The sequence below is a fragment of the Streptomyces sp. 135 genome (genome assembly GCF_020026305.1).
Lineage (GTDB): Bacteria > Actinomycetota > Actinomycetes > Streptomycetales > Streptomycetaceae > Streptomyces.
The window spans coordinates 6,449,203-6,469,565 of the sequence record NZ_CP075691.1; the positions used below are offsets into that span (position 1 = coordinate 6,449,203).

At 69.6% G+C, this 20,363-nt stretch carries 18 protein-coding genes; 15 read left to right on the top strand and 3 right to left on the bottom strand.

All coding sequences use genetic code 11. The features are described 5' to 3' along the window. Positions 1 to 120: 120 nt before the first annotated feature. From KKZ08_RS29070 to KKZ08_RS29080, 3 genes are all read left to right on the top strand, one after another. The gene (locus tag KKZ08_RS29070) at positions 121 to 2,502 is read left to right on the top strand and encodes an MMPL family transporter (protein WP_223777239.1); all 2,382 of its coding nucleotides are present in this window, start codon (positions 121 to 123) and stop codon (positions 2,500 to 2,502) included. 60 nt (positions 2,503 to 2,562) lie between these two features. Next, positions 2,563 to 4,629, top strand: coding sequence for an APC family permease (locus KKZ08_RS29075; RefSeq protein ID WP_223777240.1), 2,067 nt, complete (start codon positions 2,563 to 2,565; stop codon positions 4,627 to 4,629). A gap of 106 nt (positions 4,630 to 4,735) precedes the next feature. Further along, positions 4,736 to 6,079, top strand: a complete 1,344-nt coding sequence (locus tag KKZ08_RS29080; RefSeq protein WP_223777241.1) for a class I SAM-dependent RNA methyltransferase — start codon at positions 4,736 to 4,738, stop codon at positions 6,077 to 6,079. Between the two features lie 260 nt (positions 6,080 to 6,339). On the opposite strand, the gene KKZ08_RS29085 is transcribed toward KKZ08_RS29080, so the two are convergent. Then, entirely contained in the window at positions 6,340 to 6,840 is a 501-nt protein-coding gene (locus KKZ08_RS29085; protein WP_223777242.1) for a very short patch repair endonuclease, read from the bottom strand. A 620-nt stretch (positions 6,841 to 7,460) separates the two neighbouring features. Beyond that, positions 7,461 to 8,213, bottom strand: coding sequence for an HNH endonuclease signature motif containing protein (locus KKZ08_RS29090; protein WP_223777243.1), 753 nt, complete (start codon positions 8,211 to 8,213; stop codon positions 7,461 to 7,463). Positions 8,214 to 8,510: 297 nt separating this feature from the next. Here KKZ08_RS29090 and KKZ08_RS29095 point away from each other — a divergent pair, with 297 nt between their 5' ends. The 12 genes from KKZ08_RS29095 (at position 8,511) to KKZ08_RS29150 (ending at position 19,265) form a co-directional block, all read left to right on the top strand. Then, positions 8,511 to 10,571, top strand: a complete 2,061-nt coding sequence (locus KKZ08_RS29095; protein ID WP_223777244.1) for a GNAT family N-acetyltransferase — start codon at positions 8,511 to 8,513, stop codon at positions 10,569 to 10,571. After that, positions 10,568 to 11,050 carry an ASCH domain-containing protein gene (locus KKZ08_RS29100; protein ID WP_223777245.1) on the top strand — a complete coding sequence of 161 codons (483 nt, stop codon included), beginning with the start codon at positions 10,568 to 10,570 and terminating at the stop codon, positions 11,048 to 11,050. The genes KKZ08_RS29095 and KKZ08_RS29100 overlap by 4 nt, the downstream gene beginning before the upstream one ends. Before the next feature lie 300 nt (positions 11,051 to 11,350). After that, positions 11,351 to 12,010 (top strand): HAD-IA family hydrolase, encoded by a 660-nt coding sequence (locus KKZ08_RS29105; RefSeq protein WP_223777246.1) that lies wholly within the window; start codon positions 11,351 to 11,353, stop codon positions 12,008 to 12,010. A 90-nt stretch (positions 12,011 to 12,100) separates the two neighbouring features. After that, positions 12,101 to 13,303: a transcriptional regulator gene (locus KKZ08_RS29110; protein WP_223777247.1), complete on the top strand. Its 1,203-nt coding sequence runs from the start codon at positions 12,101 to 12,103 to the stop codon at positions 13,301 to 13,303. Positions 13,304 to 13,496: 193 nt separating this feature from the next. Continuing rightward, positions 13,497 to 13,943 carry a hypothetical protein gene (locus KKZ08_RS29115; RefSeq protein WP_223777248.1) on the top strand — a complete coding sequence of 149 codons (447 nt, stop codon included), beginning with the start codon at positions 13,497 to 13,499 and terminating at the stop codon, positions 13,941 to 13,943. Then, a complete protein-coding gene (locus KKZ08_RS29120) occupies positions 13,940 to 14,134 on the top strand; it encodes a hypothetical protein (protein ID WP_223777249.1) in 195 nt (64 codons plus the stop codon). The genes KKZ08_RS29115 and KKZ08_RS29120 overlap by 4 nt, the downstream gene beginning before the upstream one ends. Before the next feature lie 65 nt (positions 14,135 to 14,199). Beyond that, positions 14,200 to 15,087, top strand: coding sequence for a glycosyltransferase (locus KKZ08_RS29125; protein WP_223777250.1), 888 nt, complete (start codon positions 14,200 to 14,202; stop codon positions 15,085 to 15,087). 101 nt (positions 15,088 to 15,188) lie between these two features. Continuing rightward, entirely contained in the window at positions 15,189 to 15,968 is a 780-nt protein-coding gene (locus tag KKZ08_RS29130) for an aminoglycoside phosphotransferase family protein (protein ID WP_223777251.1), read from the top strand. Then, entirely contained in the window at positions 15,965 to 16,696 is a 732-nt protein-coding gene (locus KKZ08_RS29135) for a glycosyltransferase (protein ID WP_223777252.1), read from the top strand. The genes KKZ08_RS29130 and KKZ08_RS29135 overlap by 4 nt, the downstream gene beginning before the upstream one ends. After that, a complete protein-coding gene (locus KKZ08_RS29140) occupies positions 16,693 to 17,619 on the top strand; it encodes a PIG-L family deacetylase (protein ID WP_223777253.1) in 927 nt (308 codons plus the stop codon). Before KKZ08_RS29135 ends, KKZ08_RS29140 begins: the two co-directional genes overlap by 4 nt. Further along, entirely contained in the window at positions 17,613 to 18,227 is a 615-nt protein-coding gene (locus KKZ08_RS29145) for a hypothetical protein (RefSeq protein ID WP_223777254.1), read from the top strand. The genes KKZ08_RS29140 and KKZ08_RS29145 overlap by 7 nt, the downstream gene beginning before the upstream one ends. Before the next feature lie 6 nt (positions 18,228 to 18,233). Beyond that, positions 18,234 to 19,265, top strand: a complete 1,032-nt coding sequence (locus KKZ08_RS29150; RefSeq protein WP_223777255.1) for a glycosyltransferase — start codon at positions 18,234 to 18,236, stop codon at positions 19,263 to 19,265. Here KKZ08_RS29150 and KKZ08_RS29155 read toward each other — a convergent pair. Beyond that, on the bottom strand, positions 19,262 to 20,308 hold the full coding sequence (locus tag KKZ08_RS29155) for a phosphotransferase (RefSeq protein WP_223777256.1): 1,047 nt from the start codon (positions 20,306 to 20,308) through the stop codon (positions 19,262 to 19,264). The genes KKZ08_RS29150 and KKZ08_RS29155 overlap by 4 nt on opposite strands. Positions 20,309 to 20,363 lie beyond the last annotated feature (55 nt).

Consider the following 20,363-nt stretch of genomic DNA (forward strand, 5'->3'; position numbering starts at 1 on the left):
GGATGCGACGGTTGACGGCTCGTTCCTTCACCTGTCAGTCTCCGCTTACACATGAAAGACGGAGTAGGAAGCTGCGAAGCGCAGGCGCTGGGCAGGCGAAGGGGTGGGGCGGGGATGGACATGAGAAGCGTCGGAAAACGGTCGGCCACGGTGCGCGTGGCCCGGTGGAGCGCGCTGCATCCGCGGCGGGCGATCATCGGGTGGCTGGCCTTCGTGGCGCTGTGCCTGGGCGGCGGGATCGCCGCCGGCATGAACAGCGCCACCTCGGAGGACTTCCGCGTCGGCGAGGCCGGCCGGGCCGAGGCCCTGGCCACCGAGGGCGGCGTCCAGCTCAGGCCCACGGAACAGATACTGATCCGGGCCGCGTCGGGCCCCCTGGACGAGGCGGCCGCCGACGCCGCCGTCAAGGACGTCACCACCCGGATGAAGGCACTGCCCGAGGTCGCCTCGGTGGCGGAGCCGGTGCGCTCGGCGGACGGGCGCGTCCTGCGGGTGCCGGTGGAGCTCAACGGCTCGGAGCAGGACGGCAAGAAGAACGTCGTCCCGTTGAGGGCCCAGACGGAGGAGGCCGCCCAGGCCCACCCGGAGCTGACGATCGAGGAGACCGGCGACGCCTCCGTCAGCAAGGGCGTCAACGACCAGCGCGGCAAGGACCTCGCCTTCTCCGAGGCGATCACGCTGCCCGTCACGCTGATCACACTGGCCGTCGTCTTCGGCTCGGTCGTCATGGTCGGCGTACCGCTGCTGCTCGCGATCACGTCGATCATGGCGACCATGGGCCTGGCGATGGTGGCCTCGCACCTGCTGCCCGACACCGGCGTCGGGATGAGCATGATCCTGCTCATCGGCATGGCCGTCGGCGTCGACTACACGCTCTTCTACCTCAAGCGCGAGCGCGAGGAGCGGGCCAGGGCGGGCGGCCGCCTCACCTCCGAGGCGCTCGTCGAGGCCGCCGCGGCGACGGCCGGCCGGGCCATCGTGGTCTCCGGGCTCGCCGTGATCGTCTCCACCACCGCGCTCTTCCTGGCCCGTGACGTCATCTTCGACTCGCTCGCCACCGGCACCATCCTGGTCGTCGCCGTCGCCGTGGTCAGCTCGGTCACGGTGCTTCCCGCGCTGCTGGTCAAGCTCGGCCGCCGTACCGAGCGCCGCGCCGCCAGGCGCCTCGCCCGGGGCAAGTCCGTGTGCGCGTACGGCGAGAAGGGTCCCGGCCGCGCCTGGCACGCCCTGCTCACGCCCGCCCGCAAGCACCCCGCGCTCACCCTGGGCCTGTCGGTCCTCGTCATGCTGGGGCTCGCGCTGCCCGCGCTGAACATGAACCTCAAGAATCCGGCGCGGGACAGCTTCTCCCGCGAGATCGCGGCGATGAAGGGGTACGACAGGCTGCTCGCGGCCTTCCCCGAGCTGCGTGTGCGCCACCTGGTCGTGGTGCGGGCGCGGGCCTCGCAGTCCGGTGAGGTGCGGCAGGCCCTCCGGGAGCTGGCCCGCGAGGCACAGGCGGACCCGCTCTTCGCCGACCGCGCCGGTGCTCCGGTTGCCCGCTCCTCCGAGGAGCAGAGAAGCGGCGCTCCGGTCGTCCGCTCCTCTGAGGACCGCAGGACCACACCTCCGCTCCTCCGCTCCTCCGAGGACCGCAGGACCACAACCCTGGAGCTCAACACCCGCCACGCCACGTACTCGCAAGAGGCCGAAGCCTCACTCGATCACCTGCGCGACCGCCACCTCCCCGCCACCGTCGGCAAGCTCCCCGGCGTGGAGACCGCCGTCACCGGCGAGGTGGCCCGCGGCGTCGACTACGTGGAGCACCAGAACGAGAAGCTGCCGCTCGTCCTCGGCTTCCTGCTCCTGATGACCTTCGCCATGACGGTCTACGCGTTCCGCTCGGTCGTCCTCGGGCTGCTCGGCGTCGGGCTCAACCTGCTCTCCGCCGCCTCCGCGCTCGGACTGCTCGTCCTCGTCTTCCAGGGCCGGTGGGCCGAGGACCTGCTCTCCTTCGTCTCGCTCGACGGCATCTCCTCGCGCGTACCGCTCTTCCTCTTCGTGATCCTCTTCGGGCTCTCGATGGACTACCAGGTCTTCGTCGTCAGCCGGATCCGCGAGGCCGCGCTGAACGGCGTGCCCACGCGGCAGGCGGTCCTCGACGGCATCGCCTCCTCCGCGAAGGTGGTCACCAGCGCGGCCCTCGTCATGGTCACCGTCTTCGCGAGCTTCGTGATGCTGCACATCCTGGAGATGAAGCAGATGGGGTTCGTCCTCGCGGCGGCAGTCCTGCTCGACGCCTTCGTGATTCGCGTCATGATCCTTCCGGCGGCGCTGCTCCTCCTCGGGCGCGCCACCTGGTGGCCGTCCCGTGCGATCCGACGCGCGCAGGGGCGGTCGGCTCCCCGCAGTGAAGGGCCCGACGGGCCCGACGGGGGCTTTGCCGCCGGGGGCGAGGGGGGCCGCCCCGAGGGAAGTTTTGAGCAGCGCTCTAAACAGGGCAGCCTCCCACACAGCGGATAGCCGAACCAGATGGGGGTGGTGGGTGGGCGGGCGCCCGATCGAACGCTTACGATCCTCTGCGTGTCCAAACTGACCGACGTGCCCAAACGGATCCTCATCGGGCGCGCACTGCGCAGTGACCGGCTCGGAGAAACGCTCCTGCCGAAGCGCATCGCACTCCCCGTCTTCGCGTCCGACCCGCTCTCCTCCGTGGCGTACGCGCCGGGAGAGGTCCTTCTCGTCCTCTCCATCGCGGGTGTGTCGGCGTACCACTTCAGCCCGTGGATCGCGGTGGCGGTCGTGGTGCTGATGTTCACCGTGGTCGCCTCGTACAGACAGAACGTGCACGCGTACCCGAGCGGTGGTGGCGACTACGAGGTCGCCACCACCAACCTCGGCCCCAAGGCCGGCCTCACCGTCGCGAGCGCCCTGCTCGTCGACTACGTCCTGACCGTGGCCGTGTCGATCTCCTCGGGCATCGAGAACCTCGGCTCCGCGGTCCCCTTCGTGGTCGAGCACAAGGTCCTCTGCGCGGTCGCCGTCATCGTCCTGCTCACACTGATGAACCTGCGCGGCGTGAAGGAGTCCGGGAAGCTCTTCGCCATCCCGACGTACGTCTTCGTGGCCGGCGTATTCCTCATGATCGCGTGGGGCGCCTTCCGGGGCATCGTCCTGGACGACACCATGCGGGCGCCCACCGCCGACTACGAGATCAAGCCCGAGCACCAGGGCCTCGCGGGCTTCGCGCTGGTCTTCCTGCTCCTGAGGGCGTTCTCCTCGGGCTGTGCCGCGCTCACCGGCGTCGAGGCGATCAGCAACGGCGTCCCGGCCTTCCGCAAGCCGAAGTCCAGGAACGCCGCGACGACGCTCGCCCTCATGGGCGGCCTGGCCGTCACCATGTTCTGCGGCATCATCGCGCTCGCCATGGTGACCAAGGTCCGCATGGCGGAGTACCCGGGCAAGGACCTCTTCCACAACGGCGTCCCGGTCGGCTCGGACTACGTCCAGAACCCGGTGATCTCCCAGGTCGCCGAGGCCGTCTTCGGCCACGGCAGCTTCCTGTTCATGATCCTCGCGGCCGCCACCGCGCTCGTCCTCTTCCTCGCGGCCAACACGGCGTACAACGGCTTCCCGCTGCTCGGCTCGATCCTCGCCCAGGACCGCTACCTGCCGCGCCAGCTGCACACCCGCGGCGACCGCCTCGCGTTCTCCAACGGCATCGTGCTCCTGGCGGGCGCCGCGGCCCTCCTGGTCTTCGTCTACGGCGCCGACTCCACCCGCCTGATCCAGCTCTACATCGTCGGCGTCTTCGTCTCCTTCACGCTCAGCCAGATCGGCATGGTCCGGCACTGGAACCGCCACCTGGCCGCCGAGAAGGACCAGAACAAGCGCCGCCGCATGATCCGCTCCCGCGCGATCAACACCTTCGGCGCCTTCTTCACGGGCCTGGTCCTGGTCGTCGTACTCGTCACCAAGTTCACCCACGGCGCCTGGGTCGCCCTGCTCGGCATGGTGATCTTCTACGCGACGATGACGGCGATCCGCCGCCACTACGACCGCGTGGCCGAGGAGATCGCCGCCCCGGACACCCCGTCCGACGACAGCGTGCGCCCCTCCCGCGTCCACTCGATCGTCCTCGTCTCCAAGATCCACCGGCCGACGCTGCGCGCCCTGTCGTACGCGAAGCTGATGCGCTCGCACACGCTCGAGGCGCTCAGCATCAACGTCGACCCGGCGGAGACCAAGGCCCTCAAGGACGAGTGGGAGCGACGCGGCATCACCGTGCCGCTGAAGGTCCTCGACTCGCCCTACCGCGAGATCACCCGGCCGATCATCGAGTACGTGAAGAACCTGCGCCGGGAGAGCCCGCGCGACGTGGTCAGCGTGATCATCCCCGAGTACGTGGTGGGCCACTGGTACGAGCACCTGCTGCACAACCAGAGCGCGCTGCGCCTCAAGGGTCGGCTGCTCTTCACGCCGGGCGTGATGGTGACGTCCGTCCCCTACCAGCTGGACTCCTCCGAGGCCGCGAAGCGGCGGGCCCGCAAGCGCCAGGAGTGGAACGCGCCGGGTGCGGTGCGGCGGGGCCCGGTGGAGAAGCCGAGGCGCACCAAGGAGAAGGAGAAGGAGCCGAGCAAGAGGGCATGACGCCGCCTTGCGGCGCTGTCTGTGGTGAACAGCCGGACGACACCCACGTAGACTGGTGGGCTGTTGTCCGGCTGTTCCCCTTTTTACGTTGTGGAGTCACCCCGCCATGCAGGCAGAACCGAAGAATCCGCAGGCGGGGAACTCCCTGGTCGGACACGAGTACGAGGTCGAGATCGGCCCCGTAGCGCACGGCGGCCACTGCATCGCCCGCACGGTGGAGGGCCAGGTGCTCTTCGTGCGGCACGCGCTGCCCGGCGAGAAGGTCATCGCACGGGTGACCGAGGGCGAGGAGGGTGCGCGCTTCCTGCGCGCGGACGCGGTGCAGATCCTCGACCCCTCCAAGGACCGCGTCGAGGCCCCCTGCCCCTACGCCGGCCCCGGCCGCTGCGGCGGCTGCGACTGGCAGCACGCGAAGCCGGGCGCGCAGCGCCGGCTCAAGGGCGAGGTCATCGCCGAACAGCTCAAGCGCCTCGCGGGCCTGACCCCCGAGGAGGCCGGCTGGGACGGCACGGTCATGCCGGCCGAGGGCGACAAGCTGCCGCCGGGCGAGGTCCCTTCCTGGCGTACGCGCGTGCAGTACGCGGTGGACGCGGACGGCAACGCCGGTCTGCGCCGCCACCGCTCGCACGAGGTCGAGCCGATCGAGCACTGCATGATCGCGGCGGACGGCGTCTCCGAACTCGGCATCGAACAGCGTGACTGGTCCGGCATGGAGTCGATCGAGGCGATCGCGGCGACGGGCTCCCAGGACCGCCAGGTGATCCTCACCCCGAAGCCGGGCGCGCGGCTGCCGATCGTGGAGCTGGACAAGCCGGTGTCGGTGATGAGGGTGGAGGAGAAGGACGGCGGCATCCACCGCGTCCATGGCCGCCCCTTCGTCCGTGAGCGGGCCGACGGCCGGACGTACCGGGTCGGCAGCGGCGGCTTCTGGCAGGTCCACCCGAAGGCGGCGGAGACGCTGATGCTCGCCGTGATGCAGGGCCTGCTGCCCCGCAAGGGCGACACGGCGCTGGACCTCTACTGCGGGGTCGGCCTCTTCGCGGGCGCCCTCGCGGACCGGGTCGGGGAGCAGGGCGCGGTGCTCGGCATCGAGTCCGGCAAGCGGGCCGTGGAGGACGCGCGCCACAACCTCGCTGCCTTCGACCGCGTCCGCATCGAACAGGGCAAGGTCGAATCGGTCCTCCCGCGCACGGGCATCACGGAGGCCGACCTGATCGTCCTGGACCCCCCGCGCGCAGGCGCGGGCAAGCAGACGGTCCGCCACCTGGCGGGCCTCGGCGCCCGCCGGATCGCGTACGTGGCCTGCGATCCGGCGGCGCTGGCGCGGGACCTCGGGTACTTCCGGGAGGGCGGGTACCGGGTGCGGTCGCTGCGGGCGTTCGATCTGTTTCCGATGACGCACCACGTGGAGTGCGTGGCGATCCTGGAGCCGGCGAAGAAGGACGCCTGACCTGGGGTTTTGTGGGTGCGCGGTATGTGCCGTGTGGGCGTTACGGGCGATATCTTGACGCTGAGATGACGCTCGTGACGCCCATTTGACGCTCGTTCTGATGGAGAGTCAGGTCCCTTCGGGGGCTACAGGCAAGCAGGGGCGAGACGTGCAGGTCATTTCCCTCTGGACCCCGTCGACCACGTTTGGCGTTTTCCATCCCCACTGGAGTGGTGCTGGCGTCCCGGCCTCACGCGCGTTTGGATGTCGCGAGTGGCCCTCTACGAGCCGTCGGCTGCCCGTTCGGGCATGGGCGTCCAGGCGCTGACGGCCAGGGCGCGGGGATGGCCACGGGTGGCGAGCGCCGCCGTCACCCGCTTGACGGCGGCGTCGACGGTCTCGTGTTCCCAGACGCGGAGTGGCAGCCAACCGATCAGCGTGAGGTGGGCATCGGTCTCCTCGTCGCGGCGGGCGTTGCCCCGAAGCTTCTGCCGCCACCACTCCGCGTTGTGCCGGGGCGCGTGCAGGTGACTTGGGCAGGCGTGCCAGAAGCAGCCCTGTACGAACACGGCGGTGCGCCACTTCATGAACGTGACGTCGGCGCGACGACGTGGCATGCCGACGATCGGCAGGTCCACGCGGTAGCGGAAGCCCAATGAGTGCAGAGCCCGGCGAAGCGCAAGCTCCGGAGCCGTGTCCCGGCTTCGCTGGGCGACCATGACCCGCCGCGCGTTGGCATCGCGCGGCGCCGGCGTCTCCCTGCGGCGTTCCTGGATTCTCACGCCTGATCAACCATCGGGGTGCCTCGCCGTTACGGGCGTCGTACCGTTGATCCGCCCGGGCCGTTCACGACCGCTGCTCATGCTGCGACCGAACTCGGCATCGTGCTCCTTCCCGGTTTCACCGAGGGGTTGTGGGCAGTGGTCGGACGTGATTGTGCGACGGGCAGGCCTCAGGAGCCGGATAGCAGCGCCGTGACCGTGGATTGAACGAGTTGGGCCGCCGCGAGGACGCTGGGGATGGCTCCGGGCCGACCGCGCTGAAGATCGGGGGCGGACACAGAGGGGCGTCATCTTCAGGCCGAATCGAGTGCTTGGGGGCGGTCGGCGGCCGTCCCTGAACTTCCTCCGAAGCTTGGGAGTCGGACACGCGGTCCCACGTGCCGGCTGTGCCGCTCCTCCGATTGTCATTGAGGAACTGTGCGTAACCGAGGAAAGCTTTCCGTCTTGCTCTTCGTAGGACTCGACCTGCGGCCAAGTGCTTAGAAGGCACCTGGTGGATGGGGAAGTGGGGTGGCTCTGACCTGCGCGGACGTTCTGTGTGACTGATGGGCGACGAGAACTTCGGTTGTTTTCGGGACGACGGCCCGGGGTGGACCGAAGGGGGGCGATGGCCCCCGGCCTCAGCTGCGCTGTGTTGGGATGCTCGGGGGAGTGCGCGCGGCCATGTGACTGTTGTTCGGCATCTCGTTGTGCCGGTCCCGTAGGTGGCGGAGGAGGAGGGTCGCCGTAAGATCTCCAACGGACATGTCGGACTCGAATGCGGCCTGACTGATCGCTGCGTATTCGCTGCGGCCCATGATCACGCCGCGTACGGTTCGTGAGTCCGGATGCCTCCACCCGCAGCAGATGCGTCGGGTGCAGACATCGGGCTCGGAGGGATCGACGCTTGGCGTCTTCCAAGGCAGGTGAGGGTACCGATCCAGCGTCTTCCTGCACAGTTCGAGGTGGCCCCAGATGTCGCCCTTGTTCTTGTAGCGGGCTGCCCCGAAGTGGTGCCGGAACCAGTCTCGGCGATCAGGGTCGGCGATCTCGCGGCGTACTCGCTCGATGCGTGTCTCGAACCCGGCGAACATGCGGAGAGGCATCTTGCGCGTGTCGAAACCGTCGCGGGGATGCTCGCGGTGCAGCTTCTGGTCGATGAGCCACTCCATCGGACTGCGCCCACGCTTCCAGTCGTTGCAGGGCTTGCATGCCGGGAGGAAGTTCCACCACACGTCGGCGCCATTGCCGGCCACGGGTTGCTGATGATCGAGGGTCGTTGACGGCTTGACAGCGCAGTAGGTGCACAAGCCTTCGTTCGCGGTGAGGCTCATCAGCCAGACGTACGTGGCCTGCTTCGTTCGACTGCCCCGGGGCACGGTAGCGTCCGCCATCGGCTTCTCCTTGTGTTGCTCTTCTGAGGGCGGCACGCTACTCGACGCCACTGACAATGGGTGCCTGGGTGGGCACGCAGGGTGAGGGGGGCGACAGGAACGTGATCTAGACGCCTCGGTACCGATGGCCCGGGCTGAACCTCATCGTCTGCTCGGCGGCGTTGCGTCAGTGGCATGTAGCGGCAGGGAGACGCCGCAAGATTCCCGCCATCAGCCGGTTTTGCTCAATCGGTGGCTTGGCCTTTCCAGTTTGGGCAGTATGCGCTTGGGGCGGTGATCGAACGGGAGGGGACACGGATGGCGATCGAGGTGCTGCCGGTGACGGGAGAGCAGTCGGACTTGCTCAGCGCCGCCATTGCCCTGGGTGACCGATACACGAAGCGCCTGGGGCTGCTCACCCCACCCGCGTACCGCAAGTACGCCGAGGACGGCGGGCTGTTGGTCGCGCTGGAAGGTGATGAACTTGTCGGGTATGCGCTCTTCGGGTTGCCCAAACGCAGCCAGCATGTCCGTCTCGTGCATCTCTGCGTGGCCGAGGAGCACCGAGGGAAGGGCATTGCGCGGCGCTTGATCGCGGAGCTGCGCAGCAGGCAAGGGCATCGGCTCGGCATTCGGGCCAGGTGCCGACGGGACTACGGGCTCAGCCCCATGTGGAGCGGCCTCGGTTTCGTTCCGAAGGGTGAGGACATTGGCCGTGGCGAGGACAAGGAGCCTCTTGACACCTGGTGGCTCGACCTTGGTCATGATGACCTGTTCACCGAGGTGCGAAGCGACGCCCTGCTGGTCGTGACTGTCGACCACAGCGTCTTCTCCGGACTGCGGAGCGAGGGTGCTGAGCGGGCTGTCGAGGAGTCGAAGGCCCTTGAAGCCGGCTGGCTAGCGGACCTGATCGAGCTGACATACACACCGCAGCTCCTTCTTGATGTGCACGAGATCGAGAACCGTGAGGCGAGACAGCGTCAGCGCAACGGTCTGCCCCAGCTTCGAGCGGCGTCGCCTGACGGGGCGGCGGTATCGGTTCGCCAGCAGGAGATGCTTGCAGCCCTGAGCAAAGAACTGCCGGAATTGCTGATCGACGGCAAGATGCGTGCTCGACTGCGCTACGTGGCCGAGACTTCCTGCGCCGGGCTGCAGGTGTTGGTGACGCGCGATCCCGAGTTGGAGAGGCTGGCTGATATCGCTTGGGATGTGGCGCGCGTTCGGGTGGTGTCGCCGGCCATGGTGACACTTCATGTGGACGAGCTCCGCCAAGCCCAGGTGTACCGTCCGGCGGACCTCATGGGGACAGCCTTCTCGATGGAGGAAGTCGCATCCGGGAGTGAAGGTGAGTTGGTCGCCTTCTTCGAGCAGACGGGCGGCGACACAGGAACCGCCTTCGTGGAGCGATTGAAGGCGCTCGGCGCGGATGGCGTGCTGTGGCGGAGAGAGCTGCTTCGGGACGGCGACGGGCATCCGGTGGCCCTCTATGCCTGGGCGATGGATGGTCGCACGTTGAACGTCGCCATCCTGCGCACCGCTTCCCATCCATTGGAGGAGACGCTTGCCCGGCAGTTGCTCTTCATGCTCAAGCGGCTGGGGCGAGATCGAGGCGCGCAGATCGTGCGCATTGCTGATCCCTATCTCTCCACAGCCGCCAGGTCTGCTCTGGGTGCCGACGGATTCACCGAGGACGAGCGCGGCTTCGCGGCACTCATCGTCGATCTCTGCGGGCCGGCTGAGGCCGTTTCGGAGGCGGCAGGAGAGATTGCCGCACGTGCTGGCCGTACGGCGCCGCGCTTGGATGCTCGTGCTTCACCGGAAGTCGTAAGCGTAGCTGAGCGAGCCTGGTGGCCTGCGAAACTCATCGACACCGCCCTTCCTTCCTTCGTCGTTCCTGTTCGGCCTCTTTGGTCCACAGAGCTGTTCAACGTGCCGGCCATGCTCGTGCCGCGTGACGACGTGCTCGGGATCAGCCGTGAGCACGTCTACTACCGGTCTGCTGGCCATCGTGGGGAGAGCGTTCCTAGCAGAGTCCTTTGGTACGTCAGTCGGGGGACTGCTGGGCAGCAAGGGATGATGGCCGTCGGCTGCTCGCGGCTGGACGAGGTGATAGTCGATGACCCTGACTCCCTCTTCTCGCGATTCGAACACCTGGGCGTATATGGTCGTGCTGACGTGCGTGCGCAAGCCGAACCGACGGGCAAGGTAATGGCGTTGAGGTTCTCGGACACGGAGATCTTCCCTGCGCAGGTGACGCGCTCGCGATTGACCTCGTTGGCTAAGGGCTTGGGGCTAACGTGGAAGACGCCGATGTCGATGATGAAGATCGACAGCGCGCTGTTCCAGGCCGTGTACGAAGAGGGGCACCGAAAGACGTGAGCGATCCGGAGCGAGCGATGCTGCTGTCCGTCCACCCGCGGTTCGCCACGGCGATCCTGGCTGGAACCAAGACGGTCGAGGTGCGCCGTCAGCGCGTCGCAGCCCCACCTGGAACTCCGGTGCTCCTCTACGCGACCGCGCCCACGATGGCCATCGTGGGCATGGCTCGGATCGCCTCCGTGCAGGTGGCTTCGCCACGTGAGGTGTGGTCGGCGAGCCGTGCGAGTGCAGGTATCAGTCGCCGAGAGTATGACGAATATATGAGCGGGGCGACCCGCGCCAGCGGCCTCTCGCTAGAGGCACCTGTCACCTTCCAGGACCCCGTTCCGCTGTCTGCGCTGCGGGCCGCAGGACCCTTTCACCCGCCTCAGAGCTACAGGTACTTGACCGATGAGGACCTTCGCAGGCTGTCTGAAGCGGCGCCGGACAAGGATGCCTCCACCCTGCACGAGGCACTGGTGGACCGGGTGCCTTCCTAACTGACGCGAAGGTCACGTGACGTGATTGGGAGCTCGGCCGGACGGCACCGAGACCGGTGACTTCTTGGGGCCAGGCAAGGAAACGGTACCTTCTGGCTCAGGCTCGGCGTGTGTCGCGGATCCGTGCGGGTGGAGACAGGCTGAGGGAGGTGCTCGTGGGTGAGAGCCTCTGCCCAACGGCTGCCGGGCAGAGGGCGGGCAGTTGGTCCAAGGTTAGGTGACTTCTCCCCGTGTGCTCTGACCGGTGGATGCGCGGTAGCGTCCCCGTATGAGTCCGATCTCGGAAGGGGCGAACGCCGGATGGTGCGCGGGGGCAGGGCTGACGGGGACGGGCAGCTGGGGTTGATCCTGGATTTCGCGGGGGTGCTCACCGCCAGCCCCATCGAGGTCCACCAGGCCTGGTGCGTGTCTGAGGGGCTTGAACCCGGGGCGTGGCGGGCGACGCTCAACGATCATCCGGAAGGTCGGCGGCTGTACGCGGCGTTGGAGATCGGGGAGATCGGGCAGGCCGAGTGGAATGAAGGAACAGCAGCTCTCCTGGGGAAGCACGTAGACCCCGTGAACCTGATGGGACGGGCCTGGGTCGACGTTCCTCCGGCGCGTCGGATGATCGCGCTTGCTCGGGCCGCACGGGCTGCCGGCCACCGGCTCGCGCTGCTGTCCAATAGCTTCGGCCTCGATCCGTTCAATCCGTACGACCACGTGGGCATCTGGGACCTCTTCGACGTGCACGTCGTGTCCGAGCTGGAGGGGATGGCGAAGCCGGACTCGGCTATCTACCGGCTGGCCCTGGAGCGGATCGGGTTGCCTGCCGAGCGGTGCGTGTTCGTGGACGATCACGAGGTGAACCTGCCGCCGGCTGCCGAGCTGGGCATCACGACTGTTCACGCCACCGACGAGGACAGGGCGGTCGCCGAGCTGGAGGCTCTTCTCGGCGTCACGGCTGTGCTCACGGTCTGAGCGTCAACTGCCGCCTGGCCGAAGGATGTCCACCGCCCCGCTTATGTGAGTACTGTCCGTGTGGGGCCCATCACGCGGAGGTTCTGGAGCATGCAGTGGTCGGAGTACACCACCTCTGAGCGCTTGAAGGCGTTGCGCGGTGCCATGACGCAGGAGCAGTTAGCCGAGGCCGCCGGTGTGTCCGTCGGCGTCGTCCGCAAGCTCGAACGCGGCGGGACGGCTTCCCTGCCGTCGCTGCTGTCGATCGCCAACGCGCTCGGTACGGACATCGCCGTGCTCCTCGGGCAGCAGGCGCCCCGCCGGTCCATGGACCGCGACGAGAGGGCCGCGCTGCGCCTGGTCTCCGCGGCGACCCACGACGCTGCCATCGGCATCCCCGCCGAGGTCGAGCCGGGAAGCGTCGAAGAACTTCGAGCGGTCGTTCGTCGCGCGGACGCTGCCTACTGGGAAGGGCGGTACACCGAGCTCGGTACCCTCCTCGGGCGGCTCCTTCCAGAAGCCCGCGCCCGGTTCGACGCCGCCGGCCTCGATGAGCGGGAGGCCGTCGCCGGCGTCCTGATCGACGCCTTCCAGACCGCGGGCATGGCCGCCAACGTGCTCGGCTCGCGGGACCTGGCGTACGCGGCGCTGACGTACGGGCGGCAGATCGCCGTTCAGAGCGGGGACGAACTGCGCGACGCCCATCTCGCCGCCACGACCGCGTGGGTCAATCTCCGTGATGGGCGCACCAAGCAGGGCTTCCTCCTCGCGGCGGCCCAGGCGGACCGGATCGAGCCCAAGATGAGCGAGCACGATCCGGACCGGCTCAGCGTCTACGGTCAGCTCGTCACGAACGCCGCCGTCGCCGCTTCCCGGGGCGGGGCGAGCGCGGACCACGCCCGCGAGTACCTCTCCCAGGCGCACGCCGTCGCAGTCCGCATCGGAGACGAACACGCCCGCGGCTCGCACGCACAGCCGTACGGGCCGATGTACGCCGCCACGCAAGCGATGAGCATCGCGGTGGCGCTCGGCGATACGGGCGGCGCTCTGCGCCTCATGGACACCGTCCGCCTGGACGCCAGCGTGCCGCTGGCCACCCGTGCCCGCTTCGGCCTGGACGTCGCTCTCACCCAGGTGGAATGCCGACGGTGGGAGGCCGCCGCCGACACCCTCCAAACGGTGTGCGAAACGGCTCCCGGCTGGGTGCGCCACCAGATGCTTCCCGGCGTCATCATCAGCAGGCTCGCCGGCGTGTCCGTCAGCCGACTGCGCGGGCTGGCCAACTCCGCCGGTGTCCCGCTCGGGGTGCGCTGAGGAACGGGTCGCAGTACCACGGTCCGTAGTAGCTCCGCGGGTGCCACCGGCATGACTGCTACGGGCCGTGCCAGCCCCACGGAGGAGTCCGCGACCGCTGCCACGGGACGTGGCAGTCGAGCCCGGTACGAGGTTCCTCCGCTGCGACGGGCCGTGCCTGGGCCCGTGCATCGCAGGCCAGCAGCCTGGAGGCATGCCGAACAACCCGCCCGGCGGCCTCGGGCACGTACCCGTTGCCGTCTACTCCTGCGCCACCACCTCCACCGCCCTGGGCGAGAACGAGGAGCGTGGCCGCTACTACGCCGACGCCCGGCACTGGCACGTCGCCGGGGTCTGGTCCGACTCCGACCCGGCGCTGCCGCTCGCTGAGCGGCCGGGGTGGCAGGCGGTCACAGCCGCCCTGTCCGCCGGGATGATCCGAGGCGTCGTCGTCAGCGGCCCGGCGCATGTCGCCTCTGACGCGGCCCAGTTCGCGGCCCTCGGCGTGCTCCTCCGCGATCGGGGAGGGTTCCTCGCGGACGCGTCGAACGGCACCCCGGCCCGCCGTACGCCCGGTCAGGCCCGACGCCGCCGCGACCTCGCGGACGCGGCCTCCGGCTGGTTCGGACAGACCGACACGCACGACGAGGGCACCTCGTGAGCACCGAGCGTGCGTGGGTCGGCGACCTTGTCAGGGACGGAGACGGACGGCGGGCGATCGTCACCGACGTCCGTGCCGGCGGCACCGTGTGGGTGCTGCGGCCGCCGACAGGGGGAGGGCCCTGCTGGGAGACCGACGACCCCGAAAGCCTCCAAGTCCTCGCCCCCTCCGGCGGCGGGGACAACCGGTGAGCTTCCGCGTTCACCGGCCCGTCCCTCACTCCCTTCCGTGCACCACGCCTGAAAGGCGACGTCCCGTGTACGCGTTCGGTCTCTGCATCGACCACCAGTACCTGGTCCCCGGCCTCGCCGCGATCGCGAGCCTGGCCGACAGCCTCACCCCCGTCGCCCGCCGCAACGCGGCGGTACGAGTGCTCACCCTCGACCTCGCTCCGGCGCAGGCCCTGCTCCTCTCCGACTTCGCCAAGCGGACCGGCTTCGGCTCTTTCGACCTCCGCCGCTGCGCCCCGCTGCGCGCCTCGCGCATGGCAGACGCCTCGTACATCACCGTCACCACCTACCTGCGGTTCGAATTCACGCCCGACTTCGTCCGCCGGCCCTACCTGATCTACGTGGACGCGGACGTGCTGGTACGCGGAGACGTCACCGATCCGCTCGGGTCCCTCCAGGAGGACGAGATCGGTGCCGTACGCGACGAGTTCAACCCGGCCGTAGGGGAGTGCCCGGCGCTGCCTGGGGCCGCCGAACGCTGGCCCCACCTGCGCGGCCGTCCCTACTTCAACGCTGGCGTTCTCTGGACCCGCACCGGCCACATGCCCGTCGTCCGCAAGGGCGTCGAGCACGCGCTCATCCACGGCCGCCGTCACATCCTCCACAACGACCAGGACGCCCTGAACCTGTGGCTCCTGCACTCCGGCCGCGTGCGGCCGGCCGCCGCCGGACTCAACAGGTTCGAGACCGGCCGGTTCCTGGAGCGGGGCAACTGGGTGCGGCGGGTCGTCACCCGGTCGCTCAGGCCGGACCCGGCCGCGGCCCTCGTGCACTTCGTCGGCCCCGAGAAGCCCTGGCAGGCCGACTGTCCCGTCACCGAGGACGTGGCCGAGTACCGGCGGCACCTGGCGGTCGCCCTTCGGCACGTCCGCCGCCTGGGTGCCTTCGGGGCAGAACCGGCGGGTGCGTGGTGAGCACGACGAACGTACCCGCGGCCGTCGCGCGGGCCGCCTTCGGTCTCGTGGGGGTTTCGGTTCGTGCCGCACACCGCCTGTCGGCGCGGTCGAGGACGGTTGTGTACCGGGCCTTTCTGACCGACGGCCGGAGCGTGGTCATCAAGCTGTACGCGGTCACCGCCCGTCGTAACGCGGAGACTGAGGCGGTGGCGGTCCGGGCCGTCGCGAAGCACGTCTCCGTGCCCGCCGTCCTCGCGCACGGACACGTGCCCGGCCACGAGGTGACCGCTCTGATCACTGCGGACCTCGGCCCGCTCACCCTGGGAAGCGCCGTGCGGTCCGGCCGGGTGGGCGACGAGCGAGCCCTGAGGGACCTCGGCGGTCTGCTCGGCCGCCTGCACCGGGCCCCGGTCCAGCCGTGGGCCCCGCGCCGGCCGCTCCATGAGCAGGTCACCTCGATCGGTCGGCGCTGTCCGCCCAGCGCTCTGGATCGCATCGCGCCCGCCCTGGCCGCGATCGCCGACGCCCCCGCGGCTGCCCCGGTGTGGTGCCACGGCGACCTGCACGGCGACAACGTCGTGCTCGCCGGGCCCCGAGCCGTCCGCCACCTCGTCGACTTCACCGACGCCGCAGCCGGCCCCCGCGAGTCCGACGTGGCCCAGACCCTGGTCATGTCCGGCGCCATCGCCTCCGACCGGGCCCGCACGGTCACCGACGCCTATCCGCTCGCCTTGGACCACCACCAGCTGACGGCCTGGGCCGTCTTCCATACGCTGCGCTGCTGGGCCCACTCCGAACCCGGCGACGACCGCGCCCGGTGGGCCAGCCGCCTGGACGAGCTGAGCCGCCGGACCCCGCACCTCTTCCGCGTACCCCGTCCCGAAAGGACGTACCGATGACCACCCCTGCCTTGTCGGTGGTGATCCCGGCCTTCAACGAGGTCGCCTACCTGCCCCGCTACCTGCCCTCCGTCCTCGCCTCCCTCGCCCGCTGGGAGGAGGTCACCGGCCGCACAGGGGAGGTGATCGTCGTCGACAACGCCAGCACCGACGCCACCGCCGACATGGCCGCCTCCTTCGGCGCCCGCGTCGTCACCGAGTCCGTCCGCAACATCGGCCGGGTACGCAACACCGGCGCGAGCGCCGCCCGCAGCGGCCGTCTCTTCTTCACCGACGCCGACGTGGCCCTACCCCTGGAAGCGGTCACGGCCGCCGCTGCCGCCATGGACGCCGGCGCCGTCGGCGGCGCCATCCCGCCGCTCTACACACCCGAGCGGCTCGGAGCCCGCCTGCTGTGCGCCTACTGGGACCACTACCGCACCCGGCGCGGCGGAGCCCAGGGTGTCAACCAGTTCTGCACCGCCGACGCCTTCCACCACGTCGGCGGGTACCGGGACGACCTGTTCATGAGCGAGGACGTGGAGTTCTTCGCCCGGCTCAGCGCCCACGGCCAGGCCACCGGACGGCCCGTGGCGATCCTCGACGACCTGCGCGTACGCCCGTCGACCCGCCGCTACGACCAGTGGTCGAGCCTGCGGATGCTCTGGTGGCAGAACCCCGTCACCGCCCGCCTGCGGCTCCGGTCGCCCCGCATGTGGCGCCACTGGTACGAGACCACCGTGCGATGACGAAGGAGACCCCCGTGCGGCCCCAGCCCAAGACCCTGCCCGCCGTCGGCCTGCCGGTTTCGGACGGCAGCGGCATCTACACCTTCCCCGACGACCTCCACCACGCCCACCGGACGCACACCCAGCAGCTCGCCGCCCGCCACCGGGCCATGGACCACCGTGTCCTGGAGGTGACGGCGCCCCACACCCGCGTCCCCTACTACGTCGAGGCCCGCACCCCTGCCGGCCGCCCGGTCCTTGTCATCGAACCTCACCACGACGACTTCGCCCTCTCTGCCTCGGGTGCTTTCCTCGCCCGCCCCCGACCGCTGACCGTGGTCACCGTCTTCACCCGCTCCCGGAGCGTGCACCCCGCCCTGGAAGCCACGTACGCCGATGTCGGCACGGTGTCCGAGCTGCGCGACCGGGAGGGCGCCGCCGCGCTTGCACCGTTCGCCGCACGCCGACTCCTTCTCGGACACAAGGACGCCGAGCCGCCGTACAGGCCCTACGACCCCGAGCTGCTCGACCGGGTCACCGAGGAGCTGCGCTGGATCGCCGCGCTTCACCCCGACGCCGAACTCCTCGCGCCCGCCGCCGTCACCCGCCACCCCGACCACCTCCTCGTCCACGAAGCGGCCGTCCGTCTCGGCTGTACCTGGTTCTGGGAGGACCTCGCCTTCTGGGCGACGTACGCGCTCGCCGGCTGCGACCAGCACCTGTTCCGTACGCGTACGGGGGCGGCCATGCGGCCCGAACTGGTCGACATCACCGACGTCGTCCTGGACAAGGTCACCGTCCTGAGGATGCACGGCTCGCAGATGCACCCAGCCCGGAAGATGTACCGGCCGATCCGGCACGCCTTCACCACGGCGGCCGACCTCGTCGACGGCACGGGACTCTACGCCGAGCGCTTCTACCGGACGGAGGAGACGACGTGCTGATCATCGCCCTGGAAGGGCCCTCCTATGCCGGCAAATCCACGGCGATACGCCACCTCCGCCACACCGCCCTCGGCTCGCGCGCGTTCGTCTCCGACTGCTACGTCAAGCACATCGCCCACCGCGACGACATCCCTCCGGCCCGAACCGACTCCGCGGCCGCCCAGTTGGCCGCCTTCGAGCGGTTCATGGAGATCGAGGCGACCCGAGTGGCCGAGGCCGCCGCGAGCGGCAGGCAGCTCGTCGTCCTCGACCGCTCCGTGGACACCCTGCTCGCCCACGCCTACGCCTTGGACGCCCTGTTCGGATACGGAGTCCACCACCGGCTCCGCGGCCGACTCACGACGCTCCCGTTCCTGCGCCCCGATCGCACCCTCTACCTCGACGTACCGGCCGAGACGCTCCACCTCCGCCGGAAGACCGCCGGCCACACCGCCGCCGAGTCCGAGTACTTCCTCCATGAGCCGGGCTTCCTCCACCACGCACGCGACTACTTCGTCCACACGGCCCGCCGGCCCATGACGCGAGAGCTCACGGTCCTCGCCGCCGACGCCGACCCGGACGAAGTCGCCCGGGCCGTGGAAGCCCTCGTCGGCTTCTGGATGAGGTGACCGCCGGTGCCCACCGCCCTCTTCGCCTGGCGCCGCACCCCACCCCCCTTCCTCATCGGAGGCGCCGAGGTCACCCAGCAACTCCTCGCCGAAGAACTCGCCGCCGCCGGCTGGCGCGTCACCTACCTCGGCTCACACGAGGCGCCGTGGGACGGAGCCGCCCAGCTCACCGACATGCGCGCCCATCTCCACAGGAATCGCGTCCCGTACGACGAAGCGAACGGCACCCTGTGCTACCGGTGGAACGGGGTCGAGTGCGTGGCGCTGACGCAGAACAACGTGGAGCACGCCCTGGGCAGCCTCCTGGGGGAACTCCGCCCCGACGTCGTGTTCACTGCCCAGGAAGGATCAGCGAGGATGGCCGAACTGGCGAAGCCGACCATCCTCGTCGCCGGCCTGCTCCACTCCGTCTCCGCCACCGGACTGGGCGTCCTCGCCGGCCGTCCCCACTATGGGCTTGCTGTGTCGAAGTTCGTCCGAGACCGGGCACCCCACACGCCCGGCACCCGCATCGACGTGGTGTACCCGCCGTTCGCCCGCCCACGACCGGCTACGGACACAGAGCGCACCCCAGCCGTACTGATGGTCAACCCCATCCCCGCCAAGGGCGCCGAGCTGCTGCACCAGCTCATCCGCCTCGTGCCGGAACAGCCCTTCACCCTGGTCGAGGGCTGGTGGGACACGTCTGCCGACTTCGCGGCCTATCCGAACGTCAGGTACGTGCCCCGTGTCTACGACATGGAGCCGCTGTACCGTAGCCACCGCCTTCTGCTGGTCCCATCCACCGTGGAAGACGCCTTCCCCCGCGTGATCGTCGAGGCCGCCCTCCACGGCGTCCCGACCATCGGTACCAACCGGGGCGGGATCCCCGAAGCCATCGGCGACGCCGGAATCGTCCTCCCTGCCACCGCCGACCCCGAGGCGTGGGCGCGAGTGATCCGCGACGTGGACTGCGAAGCGCTGGGGGAGCTGGCACGGGCCAGAGCGGCACGTTTCACCCGCCCGCGCCTCCCAGAGCTCCGGGAACTGGGGATCTAGAGAGCGCCGCCGAACGCCCGCTCCACCTCGTCGAGCCGCTCCGTCCACCAGTGGAGGAGCGCCTCGTCGGCGATGAACAGGTCGTCGCAGGAGTGGTCGCCCCGGTCGTAATGGAATTCGAGCTGCCAGAAGTCCGCCATCCGCTTCCACCACAGACGGCGTGCGCCGTCGAGCAGCGCGGCCGGCTCCAACGGGACCACCGACCGGTAGCCGCTCACGAAGGCCGCCACCCGCTCCAGGTCGAAGACGCCCTCCACCCCGAACTGCACCTGTGCCGTACGGACGACCTCCTCGGCGTACGGGCGGACGCCCAGCCGGTCCCAGTCCAGGACGGCCGTCAGCTCGCCGTCGGCCCAGAGGAGGTTCCGGTACTGAAAATCGCCGTGCGTCCAGCCGTACGGCCCTGCGGGAACGTCTCCCTCCGGGCGCAGGGCCGCGTACTCGGCGAGCAGCACCCGACGCTTGGCGAGGGCGTCGAGCGCCGCCGCGTCGAAGGCGTCGCCCGAACCGTGGGACCGCGCAGCAGAAGTGAGCCGGTCGGCCTTCTCCGCCGCCCGTTCTGGTGTGGCGACGTCTGCGGCGATGCTGTCGGGAACGGCAGCAAGAGCCCCGGTTTCGGCGGTGTGGCGGAGCGCCAGGTGGAGCTTGGCGAGGACTGCGCCGAGCCGCCGCACCTGAGCGATGGGGAGGTCAACGCCACGAACGTGCGCTCCTCGTGCCCAGGGGAACAGGCAGTACCCGCTCCCACCGACCTCGACCACGGCCCCACCCGACGAGCCCACCACAGGGACGATCACCGGAATGCCGGCCTCAGCCAGGGGCGGCAACACGGCAAGATTGCGGCGCAACCTGTCGAGCGGCACATCCGTGACCCGCTTCAGAGCGAAGGTCCCTCGCGGCGTGTCCAGCTGCCAGTTCACGTTCATGAGGCCGTCAGCCAGATGACGCCAGTCGACGACGTCCCCGAGGTCGAACTCCTTGATCAGTTCCGCAAGATCATCGGAGGGGATGCGGTGCCTGCTCGCCACATGCGCGTTGGTCACCTTGGCGACGATACGTGAGCAGAGCACCCGGGTGCACAAGGATCACCGCGCGGCA